The organism is Micromonospora sp. NPDC047521, assembly GCF_055587305.1.
The window spans coordinates 575014-599858 of the sequence record NZ_JBVJGN010000001.1; the positions used below are offsets into that span (position 1 = coordinate 575014).

26 protein-coding genes and 2 pseudogenes are annotated in these 24845 nt (G+C 71.1%); 11 read left to right on the forward strand and 17 right to left on the reverse strand.

The genetic code is table 11. From position 1 onward, the window contains the following. Nucleotides 1–78: 78 nt before the first annotated feature. From ACZ6N8_RS02705 to ACZ6N8_RS02725, 5 genes are all read right to left on the reverse strand, one after another. Nucleotides 79–732, reverse strand: a complete 654-nt coding sequence (locus ACZ6N8_RS02705) for a rhomboid family intramembrane serine protease (protein ID WP_354817536.1) — start codon at nt 730–732, stop codon at nt 79–81. A gap of 114 nt (nt 733–846) precedes the next feature. Further along, complete coding sequence (locus tag ACZ6N8_RS02710) at nt 847–1524, reverse strand: aggregation-promoting factor C-terminal-like domain-containing protein (protein ID WP_466007031.1); 678 nt, start codon at nt 1522–1524, stop codon at nt 847–849. A gap of 276 nt (nt 1525–1800) precedes the next feature. Further along, the gene (locus ACZ6N8_RS02715) at nt 1801–3216 is read right to left on the reverse strand and encodes a PhoH family protein (protein ID WP_466007032.1); all 1416 of its coding nucleotides are present in this window, start codon (nt 3214–3216) and stop codon (nt 1801–1803) included. Nucleotides 3217–3619: 403 nt separating this feature from the next. Continuing rightward, nucleotides 3620–3955, reverse strand: coding sequence for a hypothetical protein (locus tag ACZ6N8_RS02720; RefSeq protein WP_466007033.1), 336 nt, complete (start codon nt 3953–3955; stop codon nt 3620–3622). Nucleotides 3956–3986: 31 nt separating this feature from the next. After that, entirely contained in the window at nt 3987–4331 is a 345-nt protein-coding gene (locus ACZ6N8_RS02725; RefSeq protein WP_145786311.1) for a hypothetical protein, read from the reverse strand. A gap of 264 nt (nt 4332–4595) precedes the next feature. Here ACZ6N8_RS02725 and ACZ6N8_RS02730 point away from each other — a divergent pair, with 264 nt between their 5' ends. The 3 genes from ACZ6N8_RS02730 to otsB all read left to right on the forward strand — a co-directional run bounded on the left by ACZ6N8_RS02730 (nt 4596) and on the right by otsB (nt 6447). Further along, complete coding sequence (locus tag ACZ6N8_RS02730) at nt 4596–5039, forward strand: XRE family transcriptional regulator (RefSeq protein WP_364368076.1); 444 nt, start codon at nt 4596–4598, stop codon at nt 5037–5039. A 162-nt stretch (nt 5040–5201) separates the two neighbouring features. Next, complete coding sequence (locus ACZ6N8_RS02735; protein ID WP_466007034.1) at nt 5202–5555, forward strand: hypothetical protein; 354 nt, start codon at nt 5202–5204, stop codon at nt 5553–5555. A 67-nt stretch (nt 5556–5622) separates the two neighbouring features. Further along, the gene (gene otsB, locus ACZ6N8_RS02740) at nt 5623–6447 is read left to right on the forward strand and encodes a trehalose-phosphatase (RefSeq protein ID WP_364368082.1); all 825 of its coding nucleotides are present in this window, start codon (nt 5623–5625) and stop codon (nt 6445–6447) included. Between the two features lie 20 nt (nt 6448–6467). On the opposite strand, the gene ACZ6N8_RS02745 is transcribed toward otsB, so the two are convergent. The 4 genes from ACZ6N8_RS02745 to ACZ6N8_RS02760 all read right to left on the reverse strand — a co-directional run bounded on the left by ACZ6N8_RS02745 (nt 6468) and on the right by ACZ6N8_RS02760 (nt 11647). Next, nucleotides 6468–7238, reverse strand: a complete 771-nt coding sequence (locus ACZ6N8_RS02745) for an isoprenyl transferase (protein ID WP_139585087.1) — start codon at nt 7236–7238, stop codon at nt 6468–6470. Nucleotides 7239–7269: 31 nt separating this feature from the next. Then, nucleotides 7270–8412, reverse strand: coding sequence for an NAD(P)/FAD-dependent oxidoreductase (locus ACZ6N8_RS02750; protein WP_466007035.1), 1143 nt, complete (start codon nt 8410–8412; stop codon nt 7270–7272). A gap of 495 nt (nt 8413–8907) precedes the next feature. Then, a complete protein-coding gene (locus ACZ6N8_RS02755; protein ID WP_466007036.1) occupies nt 8908–9765 on the reverse strand; it encodes a hypothetical protein in 858 nt (285 codons plus the stop codon). A gap of 37 nt (nt 9766–9802) precedes the next feature. Beyond that, entirely contained in the window at nt 9803–11647 is a 1845-nt protein-coding gene (locus ACZ6N8_RS02760) for a phosphoenolpyruvate carboxykinase (GTP) (RefSeq protein WP_466007037.1), read from the reverse strand. Nucleotides 11648–11782: 135 nt separating this feature from the next. Here ACZ6N8_RS02760 and ACZ6N8_RS02765 point away from each other — a divergent pair. From ACZ6N8_RS02765 to ACZ6N8_RS02780, 4 genes and pseudogenes are all read left to right on the forward strand, one after another. Then, nucleotides 11783–11869: pseudogene (locus ACZ6N8_RS02765) on the forward strand (GtrA family protein); the annotation flags it as partial. Nucleotides 11870–11887: 18 nt separating this feature from the next. After that, nucleotides 11888–12622: a GtrA family protein gene (locus tag ACZ6N8_RS02770; RefSeq protein WP_466007291.1), complete on the forward strand. Its 735-nt coding sequence runs from the start codon at nt 11888–11890 to the stop codon at nt 12620–12622. A gap of 64 nt (nt 12623–12686) precedes the next feature. Then, nucleotides 12687–13388, forward strand: a complete 702-nt coding sequence (locus tag ACZ6N8_RS02775) for a GtrA family protein (protein WP_466007038.1) — start codon at nt 12687–12689, stop codon at nt 13386–13388. Continuing rightward, on the forward strand, nt 13385–14023 hold the full coding sequence (locus ACZ6N8_RS02780; protein WP_466007039.1) for a MaoC/PaaZ C-terminal domain-containing protein: 639 nt from the start codon (nt 13385–13387) through the stop codon (nt 14021–14023). Before ACZ6N8_RS02775 ends, ACZ6N8_RS02780 begins: the two co-directional genes overlap by 4 nt. Nucleotides 14024–14067: 44 nt before the next feature. Here the strand turns inward: ACZ6N8_RS02780 and ACZ6N8_RS02785 are convergent, their stop codons facing one another. Continuing rightward, nucleotides 14068–14640, reverse strand: coding sequence for a PH domain-containing protein (locus ACZ6N8_RS02785; protein WP_466007040.1), 573 nt, complete (start codon nt 14638–14640; stop codon nt 14068–14070). A 196-nt stretch (nt 14641–14836) separates the two neighbouring features. After that, the gene (locus ACZ6N8_RS02790) at nt 14837–15712 is read right to left on the reverse strand and encodes a biotin--[acetyl-CoA-carboxylase] ligase (RefSeq protein ID WP_466007041.1); all 876 of its coding nucleotides are present in this window, start codon (nt 15710–15712) and stop codon (nt 14837–14839) included. Nucleotides 15713–15796: 84 nt separating this feature from the next. On the opposite strand from ACZ6N8_RS02790, the gene ACZ6N8_RS02795 reads away from it, so the two are divergent. Then, nucleotides 15797–17380 carry an acyl-CoA carboxylase subunit beta gene (locus ACZ6N8_RS02795; protein ID WP_466007042.1) on the forward strand — a complete coding sequence of 528 codons (1584 nt, stop codon included), beginning with the start codon at nt 15797–15799 and terminating at the stop codon, nt 17378–17380. Between the two features lie 97 nt (nt 17381–17477). Here the strand turns inward: ACZ6N8_RS02795 and ACZ6N8_RS02800 are convergent, their stop codons facing one another. From ACZ6N8_RS02800 to ACZ6N8_RS02815, 4 genes are all read right to left on the reverse strand, one after another. Further along, nucleotides 17478–18332: a hypothetical protein gene (locus tag ACZ6N8_RS02800; protein ID WP_466007043.1), complete on the reverse strand. Its 855-nt coding sequence runs from the start codon at nt 18330–18332 to the stop codon at nt 17478–17480. Continuing rightward, complete coding sequence (locus ACZ6N8_RS02805) at nt 18325–18825, reverse strand: SigE family RNA polymerase sigma factor (RefSeq protein ID WP_466007044.1); 501 nt, start codon at nt 18823–18825, stop codon at nt 18325–18327. Before ACZ6N8_RS02805 ends, ACZ6N8_RS02800 begins: the two co-directional genes overlap by 8 nt. Nucleotides 18826–18888: 63 nt before the next feature. Further along, nucleotides 18889–19872, reverse strand: coding sequence for a ketopantoate reductase family protein (locus tag ACZ6N8_RS02810; protein ID WP_466007045.1), 984 nt, complete (start codon nt 19870–19872; stop codon nt 18889–18891). 22 nt (nt 19873–19894) lie between these two features. Continuing rightward, a complete protein-coding gene (locus ACZ6N8_RS02815; RefSeq protein ID WP_466007046.1) occupies nt 19895–20638 on the reverse strand; it encodes a M50 family metallopeptidase in 744 nt (247 codons plus the stop codon). Between the two features lie 101 nt (nt 20639–20739). Between ACZ6N8_RS02815 and ACZ6N8_RS02820 the strand changes: the two are divergent. Next, nucleotides 20740–21292, forward strand: a pseudogene (locus tag ACZ6N8_RS02820) (Uma2 family endonuclease). A gap of 124 nt (nt 21293–21416) precedes the next feature. After that, nucleotides 21417–22169: a GH25 family lysozyme gene (locus tag ACZ6N8_RS02825; protein ID WP_466007047.1), complete on the forward strand. Its 753-nt coding sequence runs from the start codon at nt 21417–21419 to the stop codon at nt 22167–22169. A gap of 82 nt (nt 22170–22251) precedes the next feature. On the opposite strand, the gene ACZ6N8_RS02830 is transcribed toward ACZ6N8_RS02825, so the two are convergent. Both ACZ6N8_RS02830 and ACZ6N8_RS02835 read right to left on the reverse strand, forming a co-directional pair. After that, entirely contained in the window at nt 22252–22479 is a 228-nt protein-coding gene (locus tag ACZ6N8_RS02830) for a hypothetical protein (RefSeq protein WP_466007048.1), read from the reverse strand. Between the two features lie 65 nt (nt 22480–22544). Continuing rightward, on the reverse strand, nt 22545–24503 hold the full coding sequence (locus ACZ6N8_RS02835) for a serine/threonine-protein kinase (protein ID WP_466007049.1): 1959 nt from the start codon (nt 24501–24503) through the stop codon (nt 22545–22547). Between the two features lie 90 nt (nt 24504–24593). Here ACZ6N8_RS02835 and ACZ6N8_RS02840 point away from each other — a divergent pair, with 90 nt between their 5' ends. Further along, nucleotides 24594–24788 carry an acyl-CoA carboxylase subunit epsilon gene (locus tag ACZ6N8_RS02840; protein ID WP_139585073.1) on the forward strand — a complete coding sequence of 65 codons (195 nt, stop codon included), beginning with the start codon at nt 24594–24596 and terminating at the stop codon, nt 24786–24788. The last annotated feature ends 57 nt before the right edge of the window (nt 24789–24845 follow it).

A 24845-nucleotide genomic window follows, 5' to 3' on the forward strand; every position in this document is an offset into this window, starting at 1 on the left:
TCAACGCTTGCAGATCTCGACCGTAGGCGGGTGGTGGCGGTCGGGCAAGCATGTCCCAGAGGCGCGCCGACGAGCAGGTCAGGGCAGGCTGAGTGTGGACCCGGAGTAGTCCGGCCCGTCGACTGTGGGCCGGCGACGACGGAACAGGATCGCGGCGACCACCCCGCCGAGCAGCCCGAACAGGTGCCCCTGCCAGGAGATCCGCTCGTCGGTGGGGAGGATGCCGACGAGCTGCCACCCGTAGAGCAGGCCGACCAGCAGGAAGACCGCGAAGTTCCACCAGCTGCGCTCGACGATGCCCCTGGTGAGCAGGATGCCCAGGTAACCGAAGATCACCCCGCTGGCGCCGACCACCACCGAGTTGGGCGAGCCGGTGAACCAGACGCCGAGCCCGCTGACCAGGATGATGATCAGGGTCGACCAGAGAAACCGACGGGCGCCGGCGGCCAGCACGAACGTGCCGAGCAGGATCAGCGGGATGCTGTTGCTGTACAGGTGGTCGAAGCCGTGGTGTAGGAACGGGGAGAAGAAGACCCCGTCCAGGCCGTCGATGCGGTGCGGGATGATGCCGGCCGTGGCGTCGAGGCCGAACGCGAGCCCCTGGTCGACTGCCTCGATGAGGAAGAGGAACGGGACCACCGCGCACATGGCGACGAAGGCCCGGCCGAGCGCGGCGTAGAACGCCTCGGTGCCGAACCGGAAGGGGTCGCCGCTTGGCGGGTGCAGGCTCACCCCCCAACTGCTATCAGCAAAAAGGGTCCGCCGCCACTCGCGTCCCGTAGGCCCACCTGGTGTACGCGCGACGGCGGGGCGGGTGGTCGCCCACCCGCCCCGCCGTCGACGATGTCAGTAGTGGCCGTTGTTCTGGAAGTAGTTCCAGGCGCCACAGGGCGTCTTGTACCTGCCCTTGATGTAGCCCAGCCCCCACTTGATCTGGGTGGCCGGGTTGGTACGCCAGTCGTCCGCGACCGAGCTCATCTTGCTGCCCGGCAGCGACTGCGGGATGCCGTACGCGCCGGAGGAGGAGTTGCTGGCCTTGTGGTTCCAGCCGCTCTCCTTGGTCCAGAGCTTCTCCAGGCACGGGAACTCGGCGATGCCGAAGCCCGCGTCGATCATCAGCGCGCACCCGGTCTTGCGGTTGCCGCTGTACTCCGCGCAGGACGCGGGGATCGGCCCGTTGTACGGCTTGGCTGCCGCGTTGGCCGCGTCGCGCTCGCGCTTGCGGGACGCCGCCGCAGCCTCGGCCTTGCGGGCCCGCTCGGCGGCCTCCTTGGCGGCCTGCGCCGCCCGCAGCTTGGCCTGGTACTCGGCGGCCCGCTGCCTGGAGACCTGCACCTGGTGCGCGGCGTGCCGCTCGCGCTGGTACGCGAGGTCGGCCTTGTCGACTTCGAGGCTGACCTGTTCGGTCAGGCCCTGTTGCTGGGTTTCCCGGTCTTCGCCCAGGTAGAAGCCACCGGCGACGCCAACGGAGAGCAGCGCGACAGCGGCCGTACGGGCGCCCAACCGGCTCCACAGCCGACTCACGAAGAGGTCCCTTCGTCGGGGGCAAGGACGCGGCGCGGCCCCGGCCACATCTGGCCGTCGGCCGTGCCACGAGCGCCCCGACCGGTTGCCGGCCGCGCCGACGCACCGACCTTCGCCGATGCCGTCCGTCCCGGGACGAACGATCGTCAACGATGCTCATGGTGCGTGGGCGCTCGTGGGACACCATCGCGCACAGTGAGACCGATGGGAAACGGACCGAGCGCTTTGTGATCTGCGCCACACAGAAAATAGGGATAAAACCCTACAAAAGCACCATCACAGCGGGATGTCCTCCAGAAGATCCGTCACCATCGCGGCGATCGGCGACCGCTCCGAACGGCTGAGCGTGACGTGGGCGAAGAGCGGATGACCCTTGAGCGCCTCGATCACGGCGGTCACCCCGTCGTGCCGCCCCACCCGAAGGTTGTCCCGCTGGGCCACGTCGTGCGTGAGCACCACCCGGGAGCCCTGCCCGATCCGGGACAGCACGGTCAGCAGGACCCCCCGCTCCAACGACTGGGCCTCGTCCACGATCACGAAGGCGTCGTGCAGGCTGCGCCCCCGGATGTGGGTCAGCGGCAGCACCTCCAGGATGCCCCGCGACGTGACCTCCTCCAGCACGTTCTCGTGCACCACCGCCCCGAGCGTGTCGAAGACCGCCTGGGCCCACGGCGACATCTTCTCCGACTCCGAACCCGGCAGGTAGCCCAGCTCCTGGCCACCGACTGCGTACAGGGGGCGGAACACGATCACCTTCTTGTGCCGGCGCCGCTCCATCACCGCCTCCAGGCCGGCGCAGAGCGCCAACGCGGACTTGCCCGTGCCGGCCCGCCCGCCCAGCGAGACGATCCCGATCGACTCGTCGAGCAGCAGGTCCAGGGCGACCCGCTGCTCGGCCGACCGGCCGTGCAGCCCGAACGCCTCCCGGTCCCCCCGGACCAGGCGTACCGACTTGTCAGGCAGCACCCGGCCGAGCGCCGAGCCGCGCGTCGAGTGCAGCACCAGGCCGGTGTGGCACGGCAGCCCGGCCGCCTCGTCCACGTCGAGCGTCTCCCCCGCGTACAGCGAAGAGATCTGCTCCTCACCCAGCTCCAGCTCGGACATGCCCGTCCAGGTCGGGTCGCTGGCCTGACCGTGCCGGTACTCGTCGGCCCGCAGGCCCACCGAGGCGGCCTTGACCCGCAGCGGCATGTCCTTGCTGACCAGCGTGACCTCCCGCCCCTCGGCGGCGAGGTTGAGCGCGACGGAGAGGATCCGGGCGTCGTTGCTCTCGGTCCGGAAGCCGGGTGGCAGCACTCCGTCGTCGGTGTGGTTCAGCTCCACCCGCAGGGTGCCGCCGGCGTCGTTGGCGGGCACCGGCGTGTCCAGCCGGCCGTGCCTGACGCGCAGCTCGTCGAGCATCCGCAGCGACTGCCTGGCGAACCAGCCCAGCTCCGGATGGTGCCGCTTGCCCTCCAGCTCGGTGATGACCACCAGCGGCAGCACCACCTCGTGCTCGGCGAACCGGTGGAACGCCGCCGGGTCGGAGAGCAGCACTGACGTGTCCAGGACGAACGCCTGGCCCGATGGTCGCGGCTCCTTGGGGTCGGCCGGCGCGGTCGCCGCCGTACGGCGGCTCCTGGTGGCGCGGCGGGTCGTGGCAGTCGCGGCCGGGGTCTGATCGGCACCGGCGGTGGTACGGCGAGTCGTCACAGGCCTGCTCCGACGGATGGGCACCCGCCACCCGTGTTCCGCCTCCTCCGGTGCCCGGGGACACGGGGTCGGATGCGGAACCCCGTGTGCGAGGTCGCAGATCCGGGCGGACCGGCTGGCTCGGGAGAACCCCGTGCCATGCCTAGACGCTAGCCGCGCCGGACCGTCGCGGCTAGAGGGCGATCGTGGATCTCCGAAGTCGGGCGTGTGAACAGGCACGGGGCACGCCCCGAGTGGACGCGGCGGATCCGGCCGGGATGCATGCCCCCTGCGCGCATCCCGGCCGGTGGGGTCACCGTCACCGGTCTGACGTGACCCCGACGGTGCGTGTCCGCCGCGGACGACGCACCGCGATCGTGGCGCCGGTCGACGGGACCGCGCTCGTGGCGGCCCGCCGGCCGGCTCAGCCGGACCGTCGAACCAGGGTGCCGGTCGGGTGCCGCCCGGTGATCGGGGCGGCCGGCGCGGTGAACGACGAGCCGGTGTAGGTGGTGCCGGGACGGGCGACGGTGCCGGCCGAGCGCGTCACGTCGGCCGGGGACACCGACAGGGCCGACGCGATCGCCGCCTGCGCGTCGCGTCGACGCCGGTTCCAGGCGCCCCGGTCACCGTCGAAGTAGCCCTGCCGGTAGCCGAAGCGGTAGCCGATGCGGTAGCTGAGCTGCCCGTGCAGCCGTCCGGCGGCGTAGCTGGTGGCACCGAGCACCAGGACGAGGAAGACCGCGAGGAACGGGCTCATCGGGCGGCTCCGGCCCGGCCCGGTCGCCGGATCATCGCTCCTCCGGCTCGATGGTGGTCGGGTCCGCGACGAGCAGCCGGTCCAGGTCGTCGGTGCTGACCTCCTCGACCAGCTCGACGCTGATCCGGCAGCCGTCGAGCACGACCTCGGCGACCGAGGACCGGCGGATCTCGCCGCCGGCGTCGTACACGCGGACGCTCAGCTCCGGACAGCCGAGATGGGTACGCCAGGCGTTCCACTCGGTGCGGTCTCCGACACTCAGTGACAGATAGCGGCAGCCTCGGGCGAGGTAGAGGCGCCATGGGGCGGTCAGCCCGGCGGCGACCCCCTCGGCGATCAGCCCGAAGGCCTGGGCTCGGGTGGCGAGCTCGGTCACCACACCCCCTCGGAACCGGGGGCGTGACGCATGTGAGCACCAGTCGTCTCATGCACGTGACACACCGTAGGTTGTCCCATGAGCGTGACAGTATCAGCTTTTCGTCTGTTTACCTCCACCACTACGGGCATCTATTCTGCCCGGGTGAGACCCCTCAAGAGCGGCACTGGATCGTTTACCGGAAATCTGAGCGGCTTGTCACGTTCGCGTGACAGTGGCATGCCCGGACGCACGTCCGCCGATGCCTCGCCGTACGGTCACGAGGTGACCGAGACGGCCAACGCGCGGAAGATCGCCTTCGCCACCTTCGTCCGCCGCGCCCTGGACGAGGCGCGGGCGACAAGGGCCTGGAGCGGCACCGAGGTGTCGCGGCGCACCGGTGTGTCCCGGCAGACCATCAACAGGTGGGTCCGGGGCGACTGGGCCAGCGACCCGGAGGCCGAACGGGTGGTCGCCTTCTGCGAGGGCCTGGGGCTCAACCCGGCCGCCGCCTTCACCGCGCTCGGTTGGGACCGCACCGCGACAGGTCCGCGCGCCGGCCAACCGGCCCCTCCGATGGACCCAGACGTGGAGGCGCTGCTGCGCCGGCTGATCGACCCGAACGTGTCGGACGCGGAGAAGTTCCACATCCGTGAAACCATCAGATACCTCGCATACCGCCCAACGTTGCCGGTCGATGTCCGAAAAAGGGGCAATCAGGCAGGCTAGTTCCTCAGATGGCGAAAGAACGCCTGGTCGGGTTCATTCGTTTCCCTCCGGGGCCGGAACGGGCACGCTAGCGTCCCTATTCGTACTGCTTGGGCTCGTCGTCGGCGGGGGGACGGGACAAGGCCGAACCCAGCCCTGCGGGACAGAAGGAGGGGTCTGTCCATGACCCTGAAGTGGTTGGCAGTCGTGGTCGCCACCGTGTCGATGACACTGTGGGTGACCGGCAACGTGGTGACCCTCGTGGTCAACGGCGGGCAGCTTCCGCTGCTCGTCAACCTTCTCGTGCTCATCACCGCCGGCACCGCGGTCATCCTGGCCGTCGTCGCCGAGCTGCACGAGCGGCTCAACGACCGGATCAGCGCCCTCACCGAGTTCCTGGTGGCACGCCTCAACGAGATCGAGAGCCACACCGGGGACCGCAACACCGGCTTCGTGGAGGGCTACCTGTTGAGCCACGGCCAGGACGCGGCGGTGGTGCCGTTCGGACGGCGTGGTCGGGGAGCCGCCGAACGCTGACCGAGGGCCGCCGAGTGGGTCCGCTCGGCCAGGAATGAGCCCCGGGCGCCGGGGTACGCTGACGCGCGTGCCGCCGTTGAATCTGGGCAATCAGCAGCCGAGGACCCCGTTGAACGCCGACCAGGCCTGGCGAACCACCGCCGGCCGGGCCGCCGGGACGGTCCTCTTCTTCGACTTCGACGGGACACTGGCGCCCGTCGACGACGACCCGACCGCGGTACGCCCCGCTCCCAGGGCGTTGGCCGCGATCGAGGCGCTGGCCCCGGTCGTGCAACGGGTTGCGATCGTCTCCGCCCGACCTGTCGAGTTCCTCCGGGAACGCCTCGGCGGGCTGACCGGCGTGGACCTCTACGGCCTCTACGGGCTGGAGCACAGCCACTCCGACGGCGAGATCGTCACCGAGCCCGCCGCGCTGCCCTGGGTGCCGACGATGGCGGAGCTTGCCGACCTGGCCCGCGCGGAGTTGCCGCCGGGGACACTCGTCGAGTTCAAGCGGCTCTCCGTGGCGCTGCACTGGCGTACGGCGCCGCAGCTGGGCGCGACCGTGCAGCAGTGGGGGCAGGAGCAGGCCGACCGCCTGGGTCTACGGGTGCAGGCGGGGCGGATGGTGCTGGAGCTCAAGCCCCCCGTCGACCGGGACAAGGGCATGGTGATCGGAGAGGTCATCAGGGACGCCACAGGCGCGTGGTATTTCGGCGACGACGTCTCGGACATCAAGGCGTTCGCCGCGCTGCGCGCCCGCGCCGCGGCCGACCCGGACTTCTTCGGTGTCTGCGTGGCGGTCGCCAACCCGGAGACCGGTCACGAGGTGGCCAACGCCGCCGACCTGACCATCGAGTCCCCGGACGCCCTGGGCGACTTCCTCACCGAGGCGCTCACCCACCTGCCCTGACCGGCCCCGGCGGGCCGGGGTCAGGCGCCGTAGCGGCGCTGGCGCGTGGCGTACGAGCGCAGGGCGCGCAGGAAGTCGATGTGCCGGAAATCCGGCCAGTTGAGTTCGCAGAAGTAGAACTCCGAGTGCGCGGACTGCCACAGCATGAACCCGGACAGCCGCTGCTCGCCGCTGGTGCGGATGACCAGGTCGGGGTCGGGCTGGCCGCGCGTGTAGAGGTGCTCGGAGATGTGCTCGACGTCCAGCACCTCGGCCAGTTCCTCGATGGTGCCGCCGGCGGCCGCATGTTCCAGCAGGAGCGAACGGACCGCGTCCGTGATCTCCCGCCGGCCGCCGTACCCCACCGCGATGTTGACCTCCGCGCCGCCGCTGCGGTCGCGGGTGCGTTCCTCGGCGCCCTTGAGCGCCGTCGCGGTCTGCGCCGGCAGCAGGTCGAGCGCACCGACGATGCGCAGTCGCCAGGGGTTGCCCTCCTCGGCCAGCTCCACCACCAGATCCTCGATGATCTTCAGCAGTGGATCCAGTTCGCTGGCCGGTCGGCGCAGGTTGTCGGTGGCGAGCAGGTAGAGGGTCACGTGCCCGATGCCGGCCTGGTCGCACCAGCCGAGGACATGCTTGATCTTCGCCGCGCCGACCCGGTGCCCGTCGTTCGGGTCGACGAAGCCCATCTCCCTCGCCCACCGACGGTTGCCGTCGCACATCACCCCGACGTGCCGGGGCACCGGCTTACCCGCGAGCTTCGCCGTGAGCCGGCGCTCGTACACGGAGTAGATAAGGTTCCGCAGCGTCATCACCTAGCAGCGTAGCGACCCGCCAGCCGGATCACCGCCTCGGAGCCCGATCACCGCCGGGCAGACCGGCGCCGATCATGGCCAGGGTACGAGCGGTGAGCCGCCCGTCACCCAACCCCAACTCGACCACGTCGTCGAAGACCCGGTCGTCCCGACGGGCCGCCCGCACCGCCGCGTCGACCACCCGCCGACGCCGCGCCAGCCACGCCGCCACCGAGCTGTGCCGCAGATGGGTGCCGAGGCGACGGCGCAGCCCGTGTGCGTAGCGGCGGGCGGCGGTCTCGGGCGCACGGGCGGCCGCCGAGCCGGCAAGCGCGCCGGAGAGCAGCGCGTAGAAGATGCCCTCACCGGTGAACGGATTGATCAACGACAGCGCGTCGCCGGCCAGCAGGGTGCGACCCTGCCCCGGTGCGGGTCGGTGGGTGGACAGCGGCAGGTGGTGGGCGCGCAGCGCCGTCACCGTGGCCAGGTCGGTGCCGGGAAGCAGCGCCACCAGCCGGTCCAGCAGGTAGCCGCGGCTCAGCGGCTCGCCCCGCAGCACCTCCCCGTACCCGACGTTCGCCCGCCCGTCGCCGATCGGGAACGACCAGGCGTACGCCGGCCAGCGCGCCTTCGAGGTGACGATGAGCTGCTCGGGTGGCCCGGGCAGCGCCGGAGCGTACCCGCGGATGGCCAGTGCGAGGTGCCGGTCCGGGTTCACCGGATGGCCGAGCGCCCGGCGCACCACCGACCCGGCACCGTCCGCGCCCACCACCACCCGACCGGACACCTCGCCGTCGAGCACCACCCGGTCGGCGCGCGGCTCGACCCGGCGTACGGTGTGCCGCCGCAGCTGCGCCCCGGCGCCCACCGCCGCCGCCACCAGCCGCGCGTCGAAGACCTCCCGGGGCACGGTGTACGCAGGTCGGGGCAACGCCCGGGCCACCGAACCGCCCCCCGGGGCGACCATCCGCAGCGCGGGCAGCGGAGCGTAACCGGCCACTGCCTCGGGCACCCCCAGCTCGGCGAGCACGTCCACCGAGTGCGCCGCGATCCCGTCGCCGCACGCCTTGTCCCGGGGAAAGTCGGCCCGGTCCAGCAGCAGCACACTCGCTCCGGCCCGGCGGGCCGTCAGCGCGGCGGCAGCTCCGGCCGGGCCGGCCCCCACCACCACCACGTCGAACTCGTCGCCCACCACGCGCCTCCCTCCGGCCGACGCGACTGCTCCCGCATCGCCCCACGATTCGCCCGCGCCGGCTGTTGTGACCGACGCCACCCCGCCATCCTGCCCCCTGCCCGCCCGCGCAGACCGCTCCCGCACGGCACCGCCTCGCGGTGCCCGCCAGAGCACCGGCCCGAGACACCCGTCCGAGCACCTGTAGACCTGCCCCACACTGGGCATCGATCACCGCCCTGGAGCGAGCGGACGCCCTCGTCGTTCCAAGGGTGGTCGCCGTCCGAGCCGATCCCCTGGAGCGTGTGCGCATGATCGTGCTCGATCCAGGAAGTAGTGGCCTCCTCGATACGCCGACACCACTACTTCCTGGATCGAGCACGATCTTGGCGCGGGGCGCGGGGCGCGGGGCGCGGGACGCGGGACGCGGGACGCGGGACGCGGGACGCGGGACGCGGGACGCGGGCGCGGGGCGCGGGCGCGGGACGCGGGCGCGGGCGCGGGACGCGGGCGCGGTCAGGCCGGAGCGGCGTCGGGGGCGCGGGCGGCTCGGCGCAGGCCGTAGAACGTGAGCCCGGCGGCGGCGAGCAGCGGGCCACCGTCACGGATCAGGCCGTCGACCCCCAACAGCCACCAGCACAACGGCAGGTCCACCGCGAGGACGACAAGAGTGACGGCGACCAGCAGGCCGCGTGCCCAGTCCTTGCCGCGCATCAGGAACGCCGTGCAGAACAGCACCGCGTAGCTGGCGGCGATGCCGGCCCCGAACCAGAACAGCACCGCCGGTACGGCGCTGAGCCGGCCGTCCAGGATGGAGCCGCCGGCCACCAGCGCCGGCACCAGCATCAGCGGGCTGTAGGTGAACGCCGCCACCCGGCTGGTGAGCAGCCAGGCGCTGGCCTGCGGTCGGCGCGGCGGGGTTTCCCGCCAGGAGATGCCGTCCCGGTCGATGACCAGCCTCGGCCGGTGCCGGACCAGGTGCCCGGCCAGCGCCGACGAACGGTAGAGCAGCCAGACCACCGCCACGCAGAGCGCGGTGAGGACGCCGAAGCCGAGCAGCCCGGGCAGCGGCGGCACGCCCTGCCGGGGCACGATCAGCCGGCCGACCGCGAAGATCGTGGTGACCGCGAGGATCAGCCCGAACGGGCGGGCCACCGTACGGCCCCGCCGGACGTGCCCGATGAGCAGCAGGAAGCCGAACGAGCGCAGCATCGCCCAGCCGGTGCGTACCGCCAGCCCGAAGCCCTGCTCCGGGGCGTACCACCAGTTGAGCAGCTCGACCACGACGGTGGCCGCCGCGGTCGTCGCGAGCAGGAAGGTGAGCACCCGGACGGCGGACGGCCGCCGGACCTCGGTCTCGGCGGCCGTCCTCATGGAATCCGATGATGCCCGCGAAGGGCGTCTTTCACACCTACCGCTGCGGCTGCGCGGCGTCCAGGCGTGCGCGCAGCGCGTCCAACTCGGCCCACAGCACGCCGGGCAGCTTGTCACCGAACTTCTCGAACCACTCGGTGATCATCGGCAGCTCGTTGCGCCACTCCTCCGGGTCGACCTTGAGCGCGATCCGGACGTCCTCCGGAGTCATGTCCAGGCCCTCGACGTCAAGCGCGTCGGGTGCCGGAACCATGCCCACCGGCGTCTCCACCGCGTCGGCCTTGCCCTCGATCCGCTCGACGATCCACTTGAGCACCCGGGAGTTCTCCCCGAAGCCCGGCCAGAGGAACGAGCCCTCCGGGTCCTTGCGGAACCAGTTGACGTAGTAGATCTTCGGCAGTTTCGCCTCGTCGCCGTCGGCGCCCTTGCCCATCTCGATCCAGTGCCTGAAGTAGTCACCCGCGTGGTAGCCGATGAACGGGAGCATCGCCATCGGGTCCCGGCGGACCACACCGACCGCGCCTGACGCGGCGGCGGTCGTCTCCGACGAGAGCGTCGCACCCATGTAGACGCCGTGCACCCAGTCGCGGGCCTCCGTCACCAGCGGGATGGTGTCCTTACGGCGACCGCCGAAGAGGATCGCGTCGATCGGCACCCCGTTGGGGTCGAAGTACTCGTCGGCGAGGATCGGGCACTGGGTGATCGGGGTGCAGAACCGGCTGTTGGCGTGCGAGGAGAGGCCCTCGCTCTCCGGCGTCCAGTCGTTGCCCTTCCAGTCGATCAGGTGCGCCGGCGGCTCACCCATGCCCTCCCACCAGATGTCGCCGTCGTCGGTGAGGCCCACGTTCGTGAAGATCGAGTTGCCCCGGTCCAGCGTGCGCATGGCGTTGGCGTTTGTCTTCCAGTCGGTGCCGGGCGCGACGCCGAACAGGCCGTACTCCGGGTTGACCGCGTAGAGCCGGCCGTCCGGGCCGAACCGCATCCAGGCGATGTCGTCGCCGATGGTCTCGACCTTCCAGCCCGGGATGGTGGGCTCCACCATCGCCAGGTTGGTCTTGCCGCACGCCGAGGGGAAGGCGCCTGCGATGTGGTGGACCTTGCCCTCCGGCGAGGTGATCTTGAGGATCAGCATGTGCTCGGCGAGCCAGCCCTCGTCCCGCCCCATGACGCTGGCGATCCGCAGCGAGTAGCACTTCTTGCCGAGCAGCGAGTTGCCGCCGTAACCCGAGCCGTACGACCAGATCTCCCGGGTCTCCGGGAAGTGCGAGATGTACTTGGTCTCGTTGCACGGCCAGGCCACGTCCTGCTGACCGGGGGCGAGCGGCGCGCCGATCGAGTGCAACGCGTGCACGAAGTCCGCGTCGTTCCCCATCGCCTCGAGGACCTTCGCGCCCATCCGGGTCATGATGCGCATGGACGCGACCACGTACGGGCTGTCGGTGATCTCGACGCCGAACATCGGGCTCTCGGCCTCGACCGGGCCCATCACGAACGGGATGACGTACATCGTGCGGCCCCGCATCGAGCCGCGGTACAACTCGGTCATCGTCCGCTTCATCTCGGCCGGCGCCATCCAGTTGTTGGTGGGGCCGGCGTCCGCCTCGTCGACGGAGCAGATGAAGGTGCGCTCCTCGACCCGGGCGACATCCGTCGGGTCGGTGCGCGCGTAGAACGAGTTGGGCTTCTTCTCCGGGTTCAAACGGATCAGCGTGCCGGCCTCGACCAGTTCATCGGTGAGGCGGCGCCACTCCTCGTCGGACCCGTCCACCCACACGACCCGGTCGGGGGTGGTCAGTTCTGCGACCTCACGGACCCAGGCGAGCAGTTTCGGATGGGACGTCGGGGCCTGATCGATACCCCGCACAACAGCCGGAGCAACCATGACACATCTCCTTGTGGTCGACGCTGACCGATCTATGGGATGCACGAGTCTCAGCGGCGCGATGCGTCGCTTCGTGGAAACCTGGGATTGGGCTCAGCGTAAACCGGGCAGCCTTCCGAGTCAGTGGGACTGGTTGTGAAGAACTGCACAAGGTACGGCCACGCTGCGGCATCACGATCTGATACCCGCTTTCCCGCGCAGTTTCACGCAAATCTTGTTGTGTACCCCGGCCGACGTGAGGTGCGGTCGGTCGTGGACCTGCCCCGCCGACCGATCCGTGGATTCCCGTTCGGAGGCGGGTCAGTCCTCCCATTTGGTTACGCTGTGTGCAGCGGAGGCGCACCCGGTGATCAGCCGGCACGAGCGTCGACGCCCACTCGTCGTTGCTCCCCCGCTGACTGGTCACCAGCCGGTAGGCTCGGCCCTGTGGCCGCCACGATGACCGGGGAGCAACCGGGCCCCCGGCAGACCCGACGGGGTCCGCTTCGGGCGCTGCTCGACCGCTTCGGTCACCTCTTCCGCGAGTTGAGCAAGTTCGCCACGGTGGGCGGGATCGCCTTCCTCCTCGACTTCGCGCTGTTCAACTACCTGACCACCGTGCGCGGGGTCGAGCAGGTGACCGCGAAGACGATCTCCACCGTGATCGCGGCCACCGTCGCCTTCGTCGGTAACCGGTTCTGGACGTGGCGGCACCGCCAGCGCAGCAACCCCGCGCGGGAGTACGCGCTGTTCTTCTTCTTCAACGCAGTCGGTCTCGGCATCGCGGTGGCCTGCCTCGCGATCAGCCGGTACGGGCTGGGCAGCATCTGGCCGTCCGTGTTCCAGACGCCGCTGGCCGACAACATCGCCAGTTTCGTCGTCGGCACGGGCCTCGGCACGCTGTTCCGATTCTGGTCCTACCGGCGGTTCGTCTTCGTCGAAGCGGGAACCCGGACCGTTCCGCAGGTGAAGCACGACCGTGACCACGGGGCGTGACCTGCCGCCCACCTTCGTCCAGCCGGTGATCGCCGGCCTCTCCGACTGCCCTAAGGTGTTTCGCATGCGTCTTGTCCGTCTGCTGCCTGAGCGCTGGCAGAAGTTCATCCACGAGGCGCTCAAGTTCGGCATCGTCGGCGGCATCAACACCGTCATCAATTACGCGGTGTTCAATGTCCTTGCACTTACCGTTTTCGTCAACGGTCAGTTGAAGGCGACAGTGATCGCGACAATCGTCGCCACGATCACGTCATATCTGATGAATCGCCACTGGACGTACCGGGATCGCCCGAAATCGGCACTTCGCCGGGAGTACGTCCTGTTCTTCCTGTTCAACGGTGCCGGCCTGCTTATCGAACTCGGCGCCGTGGCGGCGGCCAAGTACGGGCTCGGCGTACACGGGCTGCTCGCCCTGAACGTGGCGAAGACCGCGGGTGTCCTGCTCGCCACACTGTTCCGGTTCTGGTCCTACCGGACGTTCGTCTTCCAGCCTGTCGCAGCGGCCGAGGCGGAGACCAAGCCCGAGCCGACCTGGCACGACATCCCGCGCGACGAATGGGACACGATGGCCGGCATGGACCCGGTCGCGGAACTCGCCGAGTCCGTCACCGAGCTGGAGGAGGCACAGGCCAGCGACCGTCCGGACCCGAGCGGCACACCCGTTCAGGGCCGGCCCGCACCGCTGACCGCCGGTCTCACCGCCGACCTGGACGCGGCGCTCGCCGCCGAACTGCACGCCGGCACGCGCCGCTCACCCCGCCGGTGACGACACCAGCCGCCCGGTCCGGCACCGGCACTCCCGCCGAACTGTTCTTCGAAGACCTCGTCCCGGGGCTCACCGTCGATCTCGGCGTGGTCACCGTGGACGGCGACGAGATGGTCGCCTTCGCCCGCCGCTTCGACCCGCAGTGGTACCACGTCGACCAGGAACTGGCCGCTGCCAGCCGGCACGGTGGCGTGATCGCCAGCGGCTTCTACACGGTCAGCCTCTTCATGCGGGCGTACGTCGACCACCTGCTGTCCCGGGCGGCGGCGGACGCCTCCCCCGGCCTGGAGGAGCTGCGCTGGCTCGCCCCGGTGCGCGCCGGGGACCGGCTCGCCGTACGGGTCGACGTGATGGGCGCGCGACCGTCGACCGCCCGCCCCGGGCTGGGTACGGCCACCCTCACCGGCACCATGCTCCGCCTCGGCCCGGACGGCCGGCCCGAGCAGGAGGTGCTGCGGACCCGGTTCCGTGGCTGGTTCGCCCTGCGCCCGACCGAGGACGACCCGACCGAGCCCGGTCCGACCGAGCCCGGCCCGGCCGAGGACGATCCGGCCGAGACAGACCGGGCCGGGGCGGACCGGGCCGAGACCAGCGCGACCAGGGCCGAGCCGACCGTGGCCGGACCGACCGGCTGAGACCACCCCGGCGGGTACGCCGGAACGATCTCAGCCGTTCGGGATCAGGTAGTGGTGTCGCGCAGCGGCTTGCCCTCGCGCATGTCGGCGAGGATGTCGCGCATCTCCCCGTCGCCCAGGGAGTGCTTGTCGTGCTGCGCCTCGACCAGCTCGTACAGGGTGGTCTGCACCCGGCTGACCCCCGGCACGTCGGCCAGCACGGACTGGCCGCGTTCGCCTGCCGACTCGATGGTGAGCGTGCCGCAGCCGAGCAGCCGCTCGACGAAGTGCTGGTTCATCGAGTGGTCGTTGATCCGGGTGAGCGGCAGGTCCCTCCGGTCGCGGGAGAAGACACCCTGCTGGAGCAGCACGCGTTCGTTGGTGAACAGGTAGTGGGTGGTCCGCCAGACCAGGAACGGCCACAGACCGAGCCACAGCACCGCGACCAGGGCGATCACGCCGATCACGGCCAGCGCGATCGAACCCCCGCTGGTCTCGGGCAGCAGGAGCACGCCGACCACCACCGCCGCGATGGCGAGCACCAGCACCACGATCGGCCGGATCAGCGCCTTCCAGTGCGGGTGCAGGTGCAGCACGACGTGCTCGTCCTTGGTGAGCACGTCTTCGGGAAACGCCACGACAACCTCCAACGCCATTTACTCGACGCGCAGACGGTAAACCCCCCAAGCCCCACCACAACATCCGCCACGCGGCCCCACCCCACCTCCCGCGATCTTGCACTTTCGGTCGCCGTTACGCGGCCTCTGCCCGTTTCGCCGGGACAGAAACTGCAAGATCGCGGAAGGGGGGCGGGGGCGGGGCGGGGGCGGGGGGTTAGCGGAGGTGGAGGACGTCTCCGGCGGATACGACGCGGGTTCCGGTGGGGGTGGTCAGTTGGAGCTGGCCGTCGTTGTCGATGCCGGTGGCGGTGCCGGTCAGGTCCTCGCCGTTGGGCAGCAGGACGCGTACCTCGCGGCCGATCGTCGCGCAGGCCGCCACGTACGCGTCGCGCAGGCCGCTGGCCACGGCGTCCCCGCCGGCGGAACGCCAGCGGTCGTACCAGTCGGCAAGGGCCCGCAGCAGAGCCCGCAGCAGCGGATCCCGGTCGGTGGCCGTCGCGCCGGCCAGTTGCAGCGAGGTGGCCGGCAGCCCGGTCGGGTTCACCGGCAACTCGTCGGCGCGCAGGGTCACGTTGAGGCCGACGCCGAGGACGATGGCCGGCGGTTGGGCCGAAGAGCGCCCGGGCACCGCCTCGGCCAGCACGCCGGCGCACTTGGCGTCGCCGATGAGCAGGTCGTTGGGCCACTTGAGGGTGGCCTCCAACTCGGCCAACCGGGCCACCGCGTCGACAAGCGCGACGCCGGCGAGCAGCGGCAGCCACCCGTACGCCGTGGATGGCACCGCGACCCAGCCGCGGTCCGGCACCGCTTCGCCGGGCCGCAGCAGCACGCTGGTGGCGATTCCGGCGCGCGGCGGTGACTGCCAGACCCGGCCGCGTCGACCACGGCCGGCGGTCTGCCGTTCCGCGACCACCACCAGGCCCTCCGGCTCGCCCGCCGCGGCGGCCTCGGCCACGTCCGCGTTGGTGGAGCCGGTCTCGGCGTGCAGCTCCAGGCGGGCCCACGGCCCGTTCGGCGCGACAAGCGCGCGCCGCAGCCGGGCCGCCGACAGCGGCGGTCGATCCAGATCGGTGTACGGGGAGCCCGGCATCCCGTCAGCCTACGGCGACGCCCGGGGAGGCATTGAGGCGTACTGCACAGCCGCGTCGACCTGAACCATCGTTATATTCCCTGGGTGACTACCGAGACCGGGACCAACATCCACAGCACCGCGGGCAAGCTGGCGGACCTGGAGCGCCGGGTCGACGAGGCGGTGCACGCCGGGTCGGCGCGCGCCGTCGAGAAGCAGCACGCGCGGGGCAAGAAGACCGCCCGCGAGCGGATCGAGATGCTGCTTGACGAGGGCTCCTTCGTCGAGCTGGACGAGCTGGCCCGGCACCGGTCCACGGCGTTCGGGCTGGAGCGCAACCGCCCGTACGGCGATGGCGTGGTGACCGGGTACGGCACGGTGGACGGCCGGCAGGTGTGCGTCTTCGCCCAGGACTTCACGGTCTTCGGCGGCTCGCTCGGCGAGGTCTTCGGCGAGAAGATCGTCAAGGTGATGGACCTGGCCATGAAGATCGGCTGCCCGGTCGTGGGCATCAACGACTCCGGTGGCGCCCGCATCCAGGAGGGCGTGGTGTCGCTCGGCCTGTACGGGGAGATCTTCTTCCGCAACGTCCGCGCGTCCGGGGTCATCCCGCAGATCTCGCTGGTGATGGGACCCTGCGCCGGCGGCGCGGTCTACTCCCCGGCCGTCACCGACTTCACCGTGATGGTCGACCAGACCTCGCACATGTTCATCACCGGCCCCGACGTGATCAAGACGGTGACCGGCGAGGACGTCGGCATGGAGGAGCTGGGCGGGGCCCGAACGCACAACACCCGCAGCGGCAACGCGCACTACCTCGCCACCGACGAGGACGACGCTGTCGACTACGTCAAGGCGCTGCTGTCGTACCTGCCGTCGAACAACCTCGACGAGCCGGTGGTCTTCGAGGCGCCCGCCGACCTGACGATCACCGACGAGGACCGCGAGCTGGACACGCTCGTCCCGGACTCGGCGAACCAGCCGTACGACATCCACACAGTCATCGAGCACGTCCTGGACGACGGGGAGTTCCTGGAGGTCCAGCCGCTCTACGCGCAGAACATCGTGGTCGGCTACGGCCGGGTGGAGGGCCGCCCGGTCGGCGTGGTCGCCAACCAGCCGATGCACTTCGCCGGCACCCTGGACATCGCCGCCTCGGAGAAGGCCGCCCGCTTCGTGCGCACCTGCGACGCGTTCAACATCCCGGTGCTGACCTTCGTGGACGTGCCCGGCTTCCTGCCCGGCACCGGCCAGGAGTGGGACGGCATCATCCGCCGGGGTGCCAAGCTCATCTACGCGTACGCCGAGGCGACAGTCCCGAAGGTCACCGTGATCACCCGCAAGGCGTACGGCGGGGCGTACGACGTGATGGGTTCCAAGCACCTCGGCGCGGACCTGAACTTCGCCTGGCCCACCGCGCAGATCGCCGTGATGGGCGCGCAGGGTGCGGTGAACATCCTCTACCGCTCGGAGTTGGCAGGCGCCGAAGACCCGGCGGCGGTCCGCGCCGAGAAGATCGCCGAGTACGAGGACACCCTGGCCAACCCGTACGTGGCAGCCGAGCGCGGGTACATCGACTCGGTGATCCCGCCGCACGAGACGCGCACCCAGATCGTCCGGGCGCTGCGTGTCCTGCGCACCAAGCGGGAGACGCTGCCGCCGAAGAAGCACGGCAACATCCCGCTCTGATCGGCTTCTGCTCTGCTCGCTTGATCCGCGCAACTTCGGGGAAACTGCTGCTTCCTGGCGCCGGGAGGCGGCAACATCCCTGAAGTTGTGCGGACGGTCAGCAGGCCGGGTTGGCGGCGACGCACATCCGGGCCGCCGCCGCCACGGCGAGCTGGACGAGTTCCGGTTCGCCGCCGTCCTGCAGGTTCCGGAGCACCGAGACGGTGTCGCCGACGCGGACGACGGCCACGAGGACCGGCGGCGGGTCCTTGGCGAACGGCTGCCCGGTCTGCACGTCCCGGGGGGCGGTGAGCGTGTTTCGCAGGATCGCGGCGTCGTCCCCGGCGAAGCCCCGCCGTGCCACCGCCCACCGGTGGACCACCTCCATCGTGTGCGGGCTGTCCGGTGTCTGCCACTGCTCGATGCTCCGCCACTGGGTGCACGGGGCGATCACGTCGTCCAGACCGGCGAGGACCTGCCTGGCCGTCTCGGGCTCCAGCCGGTAGAGGTCCTGCATCATCAGCGCGTCGCCCTCCACCAGGTCACCCGGAGCATGCTTGCGCATGAGGGTCTGTGAACGGGACACGATCGACGCCTGCCAGCCGTCCGATCGCCCCTGGCTCGTCCGGCAGTAGCCGAGTGTGTTCTCCAGCCGGACCGGCTCAGCGAGACCGGACTGGCTGAGCTGTACGTAGACCGGCTGCGGCAGGTCGGCCGGCTGCAGCAGCGCGTCGAGGGGGATCTCGTGCCGCATTGGCGACGCCGGGGCGCCCGACTGAATCGCTGGCGGGGACGTCCGGGGCGCGGCGACCGCCCCGGCGGACGCCCCGGCGACGGCCAGGACGACGCTGGCCGCCACGATCCGACGCTGGCTGCGGCGGCGGGCCCGGGCGCGGATCTCCGCCGGCTCGGGCCAGCGCACGTCAGCCAGCTCCCGCTGGATCTGTTCGACGATCGTCAAGTCGTCACGCATCGGTGGCCTCCTTGCGGTCAGAGACGGCGAGCAGGGCGGCGAGCGCGGTACGCCCCCGGGAGAGTCGGGCCTTGACCGTGCCCACCGGGGCCGCGGTCTCCCGCGCCACCTCGGCGACCGGCATGCCCACCAGGTAGTACAGGGCGATGGCGGTGCGCTGCTCCTCGGGCAGTAGGCGCAGCGCGGCGACCACCTCGACGGTGTCGGTGCCCGGCCCGGGGACCGTCTCGGTGGCCCCGTGCCGCAGGTACGCGCGGGCGCGGCTGCGCAGGCTGCGCCAGCGGCTGACCGCGATCCGGCTGGCCACCACCCGTACCCACGCCTCCGGGTCGTCGTACCCGCTGATCGTCGACCAGCGCTGCCAGGCCCGGATGTACGCCTCCTGCACCGCGTCCTGAGCCTCCACCCGGTCGCCGGTGAGGGCGTAGACGAAACCGAGCAGCCGTTGTCGGCTCCCCCGGTAGAACTCGTCGAACCCGTCGACGTCCGGCACCCCGCTACCTCCCCGTGTCGGTCGCAGGGAACACGCGCCGGGCAGGGCCGTCGGTTGCCCCGGTCAGGCGATCATCTTCTCCAGCTCGGCGAGCGGGAACTCGCCGGCCGGGATCCGCTCCCGGGCGGCCCGCCGTACCGCCCGCTGCACCGCCGCGTTGGCCGGCGTCGGTACGCCGTGCAGCCGACCGAGCAGGACGACCTCCCCGTTGAGGTGGTCGACCTCCGTTGAGCCGGTGCGCCGGGCGAGGCTCTGCCAGGTGGAGCCGCCGGATCGGGCCTCGCCGGCCACCGGGCGCTGCCCGACCAGGTCGCCGCGTTCGGCCTTCTCCTCCTGCGGGGAGGTGTGCGCGATGCCCGCTGCGGCGAGTACGGCGACGCCCTCGGCGCGTACCCGCTCGGCAAGCGCGTCGGGGATGTCCTGCCCGAGCAGCGCCTGGAGGCCGTTGCCGAGGTTGCTGAGCAGCTTGCCGTACTTCCAGCGCAGCACGTCCTCGCGTACTGGCGCGACGAATCCGGCGGCGGTCAGGTCGGCGGCGACGGCCCGGTCGGTGTCGTCGGCACCGTCCGGGTACCGCCCGATGTGGAGCATCCCCGGATGCGGATACCCGTTTGCCACCACCACTCCCGGTTGCAGGTGGGTGGCCGGCAACCAGACGCAGACGGGGTGCACGTCGGCGAAGAGCCGTAGCGCGGCCCGCTCGTTCGCCACCCCGTTCTGCGCGGTGACGAGCGGCAACCGCTCGCCCGCCGTACCGCCGCCGGCCACCGGCGCGTCCACCCAGGCGGCCAACGCCCCGGCGGTGTCCTGCGACTTCACGGTGAGGACCAGAACCGTGTCGGCGGGCAGGGGACGGTCACCGGGCCGGTCCACGGCGTCGAGCCGGACGGTGATGTCACCGTCGGGCTGGCGCAGGGTCAGGCCTCGATCGCGGATCGCTTCCAGGTGCGTCCCGCGGGCCACAAGCGTCACGTCGCGGCCGGCCTCGGCCAGCCGTGCCCCGATCGTTCCGCCAACCGCGCCGGCCCCGATGATCACGTATCGCATGGCCCCATTCTGCCCGGTGCGGCTAGAGGGTCAGGCCGGCGCTGGTGAGGATCGGGCCCGCCAACAACAGGGCGCCGGTGGCCAGGGCTGCGACGTTGACCAGGGCGAAGACCATGACCCAGAAGAACGCCGGGAACGGGGTCAGCCCGGCGAGCTGGTCGGCGTCCGAGGCGGGCATCCGGCCGCGCGAGCGCAGCCGTTGCAGCTCCACCACCGGCCGCACCCCACCGAGCAGCAGGAACCACACCCCGGCGTACGCGAACGCGGCCTGGACCTGCGGCGTCGCGTACCAGGAGACGGCGAACACCAGCGCGCCGGTGACCAGCAACGACACCACGCCGAAGGCGTTGCGGATCATGACGAGCATGGCGAGCAGCAGTGCCACCGCCACCCAGAGCAGCAGGGTGATCCGGTTGCCGCCGAGCAACCAGGCGCCTGCCAACCCGACAAGCGGCGGGGCGACGTAGCCGGCGAGCAGGGTCAGGATCATGCCAGGTCCGGTGGGTCGACCGGCGGAGAGCGTCAGCCCAGACGTGTCCGAGTGCAGCCGGATTCCGCGCAGCTTGCGGCCGGTGAGCAGGGCGACGAGCGCGTGCCCGCCCTCGTGGGCGATGGTGATGGCGTTGCGGGCGATCCGCCACGGCAGACGCGTGGACACCACCACCAGCGCGACGGCCGCGGTGATCAGTACCAGCAGCGGGGGCGGGTCCGGCTGCGCGTCGAACAGCGTTTCCCACATGTCGCCCAGCCCGTCGATCGACATCATGGGGCGCGAGCCTACCGGCGGCGTTCCGTGTCGCTGCCGAGGCGTCGGCTCGTATCCTGTGAGACTGATCGGGTGGCGAGTGAAGCGGGAGGTGAGCGCCGGTGAGGGCGGAACCCCTGGGACACCACGTCGGGCTCTGGACCGAGGCCGACTACTTCGCCCTGGGTGAGACCCCGGACCGGATCGAGCTGCTCGACGGAAGCCTGATCGTGAGCCCTGCCCCGAGCAAGCGGCACCAGTTGGTGTCGTGGGAACTCGTCTACAGCCTGCGTCGAGCGGTGCGACCGCAACCCCTCCTCGTCTTCGAGGCCGTCAACGTTCGGCTCGGGGTGGATCGGATCGTCATCCCCGATGTGGTTGTCGCGGACACCGACGACGAGGGCACGGCAGTGGAGGCCGCCGAGGTGGTGCTCGTCTGCGGGATCGTCTCGCCCGGCAACGCGGCTGCCGACCGGCTGGTCAAGATGCAGCTCTACGCCATCGCGCGAATCCCCTGGTATCTGCTCGTCGAGCAGGACGGGGGACGGTCACTCGTTGCGGCTGTTCCGGCTGGACGGTGAGCACTACGTCGAGGACCAGGTGGCCAAACCCGGCGAGACGCTGACCGTCGTGGAGCCGTTCCGTTGGCAGCTCGACCCGGCCACCCTGCGCTGACCCGTGCCGCCCTGGCGCAGCTCTCGTACGCCCCGTCCATGAAGCTTTTTTCAGCCGCTCTTGTGATCTAGGGCACTTACCTCCAAAGATGGGTGTCGATAGAACGACGTCCTTGGAGGCACTCATGGCCCGTACCCGATCATCGCTGCGCCGCGCACTCGCGGCCGGCCTCACCGTCCTCGCCACCGCGGCGGCGGCCCTGGTCGCAACCGCCGGACCGGCGGCCGCCGCCACCACACCGGGTGTCGACGTATCCAACTACCAGGGCGCCATCAACTGGACCAGCGTCCGCAACGCGGGCATCCAGTTCGCCTTCATCAAGGCGACCGAGGGCACCAGCTACAAGGACCCGCGCTTCAACACGAACTACGTCAACGCGTACAACGCCGGGGTGATCCGCGGGGCGTACCACTTCGCCCGGCCGAACATCTCCGCCGGCTCCACCCAGGCCAACTACCTGGCGTCCAACGGTGGCGCGTGGTCGGCGGACAGCCGCACCCTGCCGGCGGCGCTGGACATCGAGGGCAACCCGTACGCCGGTGGCTACTGCTACGGCCTGAGCACCACCGGGATGCGCAACTGGATCCAGGACTTCCTGAACACCTACCGCTCGCGCACCGGCCGGTACGCGGTCATCTACACCACCGCGAGCTGGTGGAACCAGTGCACCGGCAGCTGGACCGGCCCGTGGGCGAACCACCCGCTCTGGCTGGCCCGCTGGGCGAGCGCGCCGGGCGCCCTGCCGGCCGGCGCGTCGGTGTGGAGCTTCTGGCAGTACACCAGCACGGGAGCCGTCTCCGGGATCAGCGGCAACGTGGACCGCAACTACTGGAACGGTGACCGCAGTCGGCTGATCGCACTGGCCAACAACACCTGACCGAGCCGTTGGCGGCAGCGGGATCGACGGTCACCACACGGTCGACAATCGGTCCGGCTGCCGCCACACAATCGGTTTCGGGTCAGGCTCGCCGTCGGCTCATCGCCGGCACTGGAGTCTCATCGGGAGTCAGCGCACCCCGCCGGGTCAGCCGCCACGCGCCGACCCCGCAGACGGCAACGGCCACGACGCTGAGCAGTGCGATGAACGCCGGAACCCCCACGGCAACCAGCAGCAGAACCGCGTCGCCGAACGCGACGAGCATCCACAGTGCCAGCCGGGGCCGAGCATCCCTCCGTCGGTAACCCATGTCGTACCTCCTTCCGTCGTCGAAGGTCAATTACCCCGGACGACGGAAGGTCATGCGAATCAATTTCAGTCCTTGCGGTCGGGCACGAAACCCTTGGCGATCCGGTCGAAGTTCGGCAGGTTGGCCTGCCAGTCCTTCTCCGCGATCTCCCACCGCATGGCGTACCCGCGGTTGCTGGCCGTCACGAAGCCCCGGTTGCGGACGTGGATCCGTTGCCCGTCCCGGGTCTCCAGCCACTCCCAGTCGGCACACGTCTTCCAGAAGGTGCACCGCTTGATGCCAATGAGCTGGTAGTCGTTGACGAGGTTCTTGCGGCCACCCTCGATGCTCTGCCAGTCGACGTACGCGTCCTTCTTCGGGTTCGGGGTCCACTGCACCAGCAGCTCGCCCGGCCCGTTGGACTGGTCGAAGACGACCTGGTCGCTCTTGGGCTGGCTGCGCACCCACCCGTCGGGGATCGGCAGGGTGAAGCCTGCCGGGTCCTTGTGCAGCTTCCAGCCAGCCGGCAGCGCGTTGGGGTCGACCGACGGCGTGGCCGATGCGGTCGGGCTGGGAGGGCCGCTCGTCGGCGCGGGCGCCGCCGGGGCGCTCGTCGGCGCCGGCGCGGACGTCGCGGCAGCCCCCGTCGGGCCGGCCTGCGGAGTGTCGTCGTCGCCCTTGGTGAGCATCGGAACGATCACCACGAGGCCGATCAGCAGCACGGCCACCAGGGCGCCGATCAGGAGGTTGCGCCGGGTGTTGTTCGGTTTCGTGCCGTCCGACGGCGGCACCGCCGCACGCCCGGCCGGACTCACCGGGGGCATCACCGACGTCGGGGTCGACGGTTTGCGCTGCTCAGGCGCCACCGGTGGACCGTCCACGACTGTCGGCTCGTCGTCGTCGGCGTCGTTCGTCGTACCCCCGCCGGAGGTGCTGGCCGCGGCCGTGACGGGCGCGGTGGGGTCGGCGTCGGGCGTGGCTGGCGGGTCGATCGTCGCGGTGGGCTCAGCCGGCACCAGTGCGGTCGGCTCGGCGTCGGCACCGGACGGCACGGTGGCCGTCGGCGTCGCGTCGGCGGAGGTCTCCGCGACGGGCGGCGGCGACACCGGCCGGTTCGAGGAATCCTCGGCGGGGCGCGGGGCCGGCACGACCGGCACGCGCGGCTCGCGCGGACCATTCGGACCGGGCCGGCGTACGCCATCGAGCAGCGAGATCGAGCGCGACCGCTTGCCGCCGGCGCGGCGCAGCAGCCGTTCCGCCACCTCGGCGTTGATCCGCTCGTTCGGGTCCTTACGCAGCAGCCCGTTGAGCACGGCCTTGAGCGGGCCGGCGTTCTTCGGCGGCGGGATCGGCTCGGTGGCCAGCGCGGCCAGGGTGCCGATCGCCGACGGCCGGGCGTACGGCGACTTGCCCTCGACGGCCGCGTAGAGCGTCGCGCCCAGCGACCACAGGTCGGCCTCCGGCCCGGCGGTGCCGTCCCGGGCCCGCTCCGGCGAGATGTACGCGGGCGAGCCGAGGACCATGCCGGTGCGGGTGACGTTCGGGTCGCCCGGAATGGTGGCGAGACCGAAATCGGTCAACACCACCCGGCCGTCCTCGCCGAGCAGCACGTTGCCCGGCTTCACGTCGCGGTGCATGACGCCCGCCTTGTGGGCCGCGTTCAGGGCGCCCAGCACACCGAGGCCGATCTCGACCGCGCGGGCCACCGGCACCGGGCCGTCCTCGGCGAGCGTGTCCTGCAACGATTTCGACGCCACGTACTCCATGACGATCCACGGATCGCCGTCGGTGCGTAGCACGTCGAAGATGCGCACGACGTTGGCGTGGTTGAGCCGGGCGATGGCCCGCGCCTCCCGCAGAGAGCGTTCCCGCATCTCGCGGCGTTCCTCGTCGGTGAGCCCGGGCGGCGGCACCAACTCCTTGATGGCCACGTCCCGGTGCAGCACCTCGTCGCGCGCCTTCCACACCCGGCCCATGCCGCCCTGGCCGAGCGGCGACAGAAGCCGGTATCGGTCAGCGACGAGTTGGGGAAGCGCGTTCGACATCGGTGAGACGGTACCCGGACCGTCCGACCGTCACACCGCCGGCACGCCACTGTGCGTCTCCCGTAACTTCCGGCCGCGTACCCTGGCGGCATGTCTGCCGAAGAGCCGCTGTTCCGGGTCGTCCGCGGCGTGCCCACCGCCGAGGAGTTGGCTGCCCTGGTGGGGGCCATCGTCGTCCGGTCCCGGCCGGCCGCCACCCCCGCGCCGACGGCCGTTTCCACCTGGGCCCGCAGCGCCCGGCCGGCCAGCCCCCGCACCTGGCGCACCGCCGGCCTGCCCCGCTGACACGACCCGCCACCGGGGGCTGCCAGGGTCGCGGGAAGCCGTTAACCTCACTCAGGG

What these genes read in the sequence shown, in the direction of transcription:
- ACZ6N8_RS02760 (WP_466007037.1), bottom strand. Translation starts at nt 11,647, where the DNA reads ATGGTTGCTCCGGCTGTTGTGCGGGGTATCGATCAGGCCCCGACGTCC.
- ACZ6N8_RS02755 (WP_466007036.1), bottom strand. Translation starts at nt 9,765, where the DNA reads ATGAGGACGGCCGCCGAGACCGAGGTCCGGCGGCCGTCCGCCGTCCGG.
- ACZ6N8_RS02830 (WP_466007048.1), bottom strand. Translation starts at nt 22,479, where the DNA reads ATGGGTTACCGACGGAGGGATGCTCGGCCCCGGCTGGCACTGTGGATG.
- ACZ6N8_RS02720 (WP_466007033.1), bottom strand. Translation starts at nt 3,955, where the DNA reads ATGAGCCCGTTCCTCGCGGTCTTCCTCGTCCTGGTGCTCGGTGCCACC.
- ACZ6N8_RS02825 (WP_466007047.1), top strand. Translation starts at nt 21,417, where the DNA reads ATGGCCCGTACCCGATCATCGCTGCGCCGCGCACTCGCGGCCGGCCTC.
- ACZ6N8_RS02790 (WP_466007041.1), bottom strand. Translation starts at nt 15,712, where the DNA reads ATGCCGGGCTCCCCGTACACCGATCTGGATCGACCGCCGCTGTCGGCG.
- ACZ6N8_RS02745 (WP_139585087.1), bottom strand. Translation starts at nt 7,238, where the DNA reads ATGACGCTGCGGAACCTTATCTACTCCGTGTACGAGCGCCGGCTCACG.
- ACZ6N8_RS02815 (WP_466007046.1), bottom strand. Translation starts at nt 20,638, where the DNA reads ATGATGTCGATCGACGGGCTGGGCGACATGTGGGAAACGCTGTTCGAC.
- ACZ6N8_RS02735 (WP_466007034.1), top strand. Translation starts at nt 5,202, where the DNA reads ATGACCCTGAAGTGGTTGGCAGTCGTGGTCGCCACCGTGTCGATGACA.
- ACZ6N8_RS02800 (WP_466007043.1), bottom strand. Translation starts at nt 18,332, where the DNA reads ATGCGTGACGACTTGACGATCGTCGAACAGATCCAGCGGGAGCTGGCT.
- ACZ6N8_RS02840 (WP_139585073.1), top strand. Translation starts at nt 24,594, where the DNA reads ATGTCTGCCGAAGAGCCGCTGTTCCGGGTCGTCCGCGGCGTGCCCACC.
- ACZ6N8_RS02835 (WP_466007049.1), bottom strand. Translation starts at nt 24,503, where the DNA reads ATGTCGAACGCGCTTCCCCAACTCGTCGCTGACCGATACCGGCTTCTG.
- ACZ6N8_RS02775 (WP_466007038.1), top strand. Translation starts at nt 12,687, where the DNA reads ATGCGTCTTGTCCGTCTGCTGCCTGAGCGCTGGCAGAAGTTCATCCAC.
- ACZ6N8_RS02810 (WP_466007045.1), bottom strand. Translation starts at nt 19,872, where the DNA reads ATGCGATACGTGATCATCGGGGCCGGCGCGGTTGGCGGAACGATCGGG.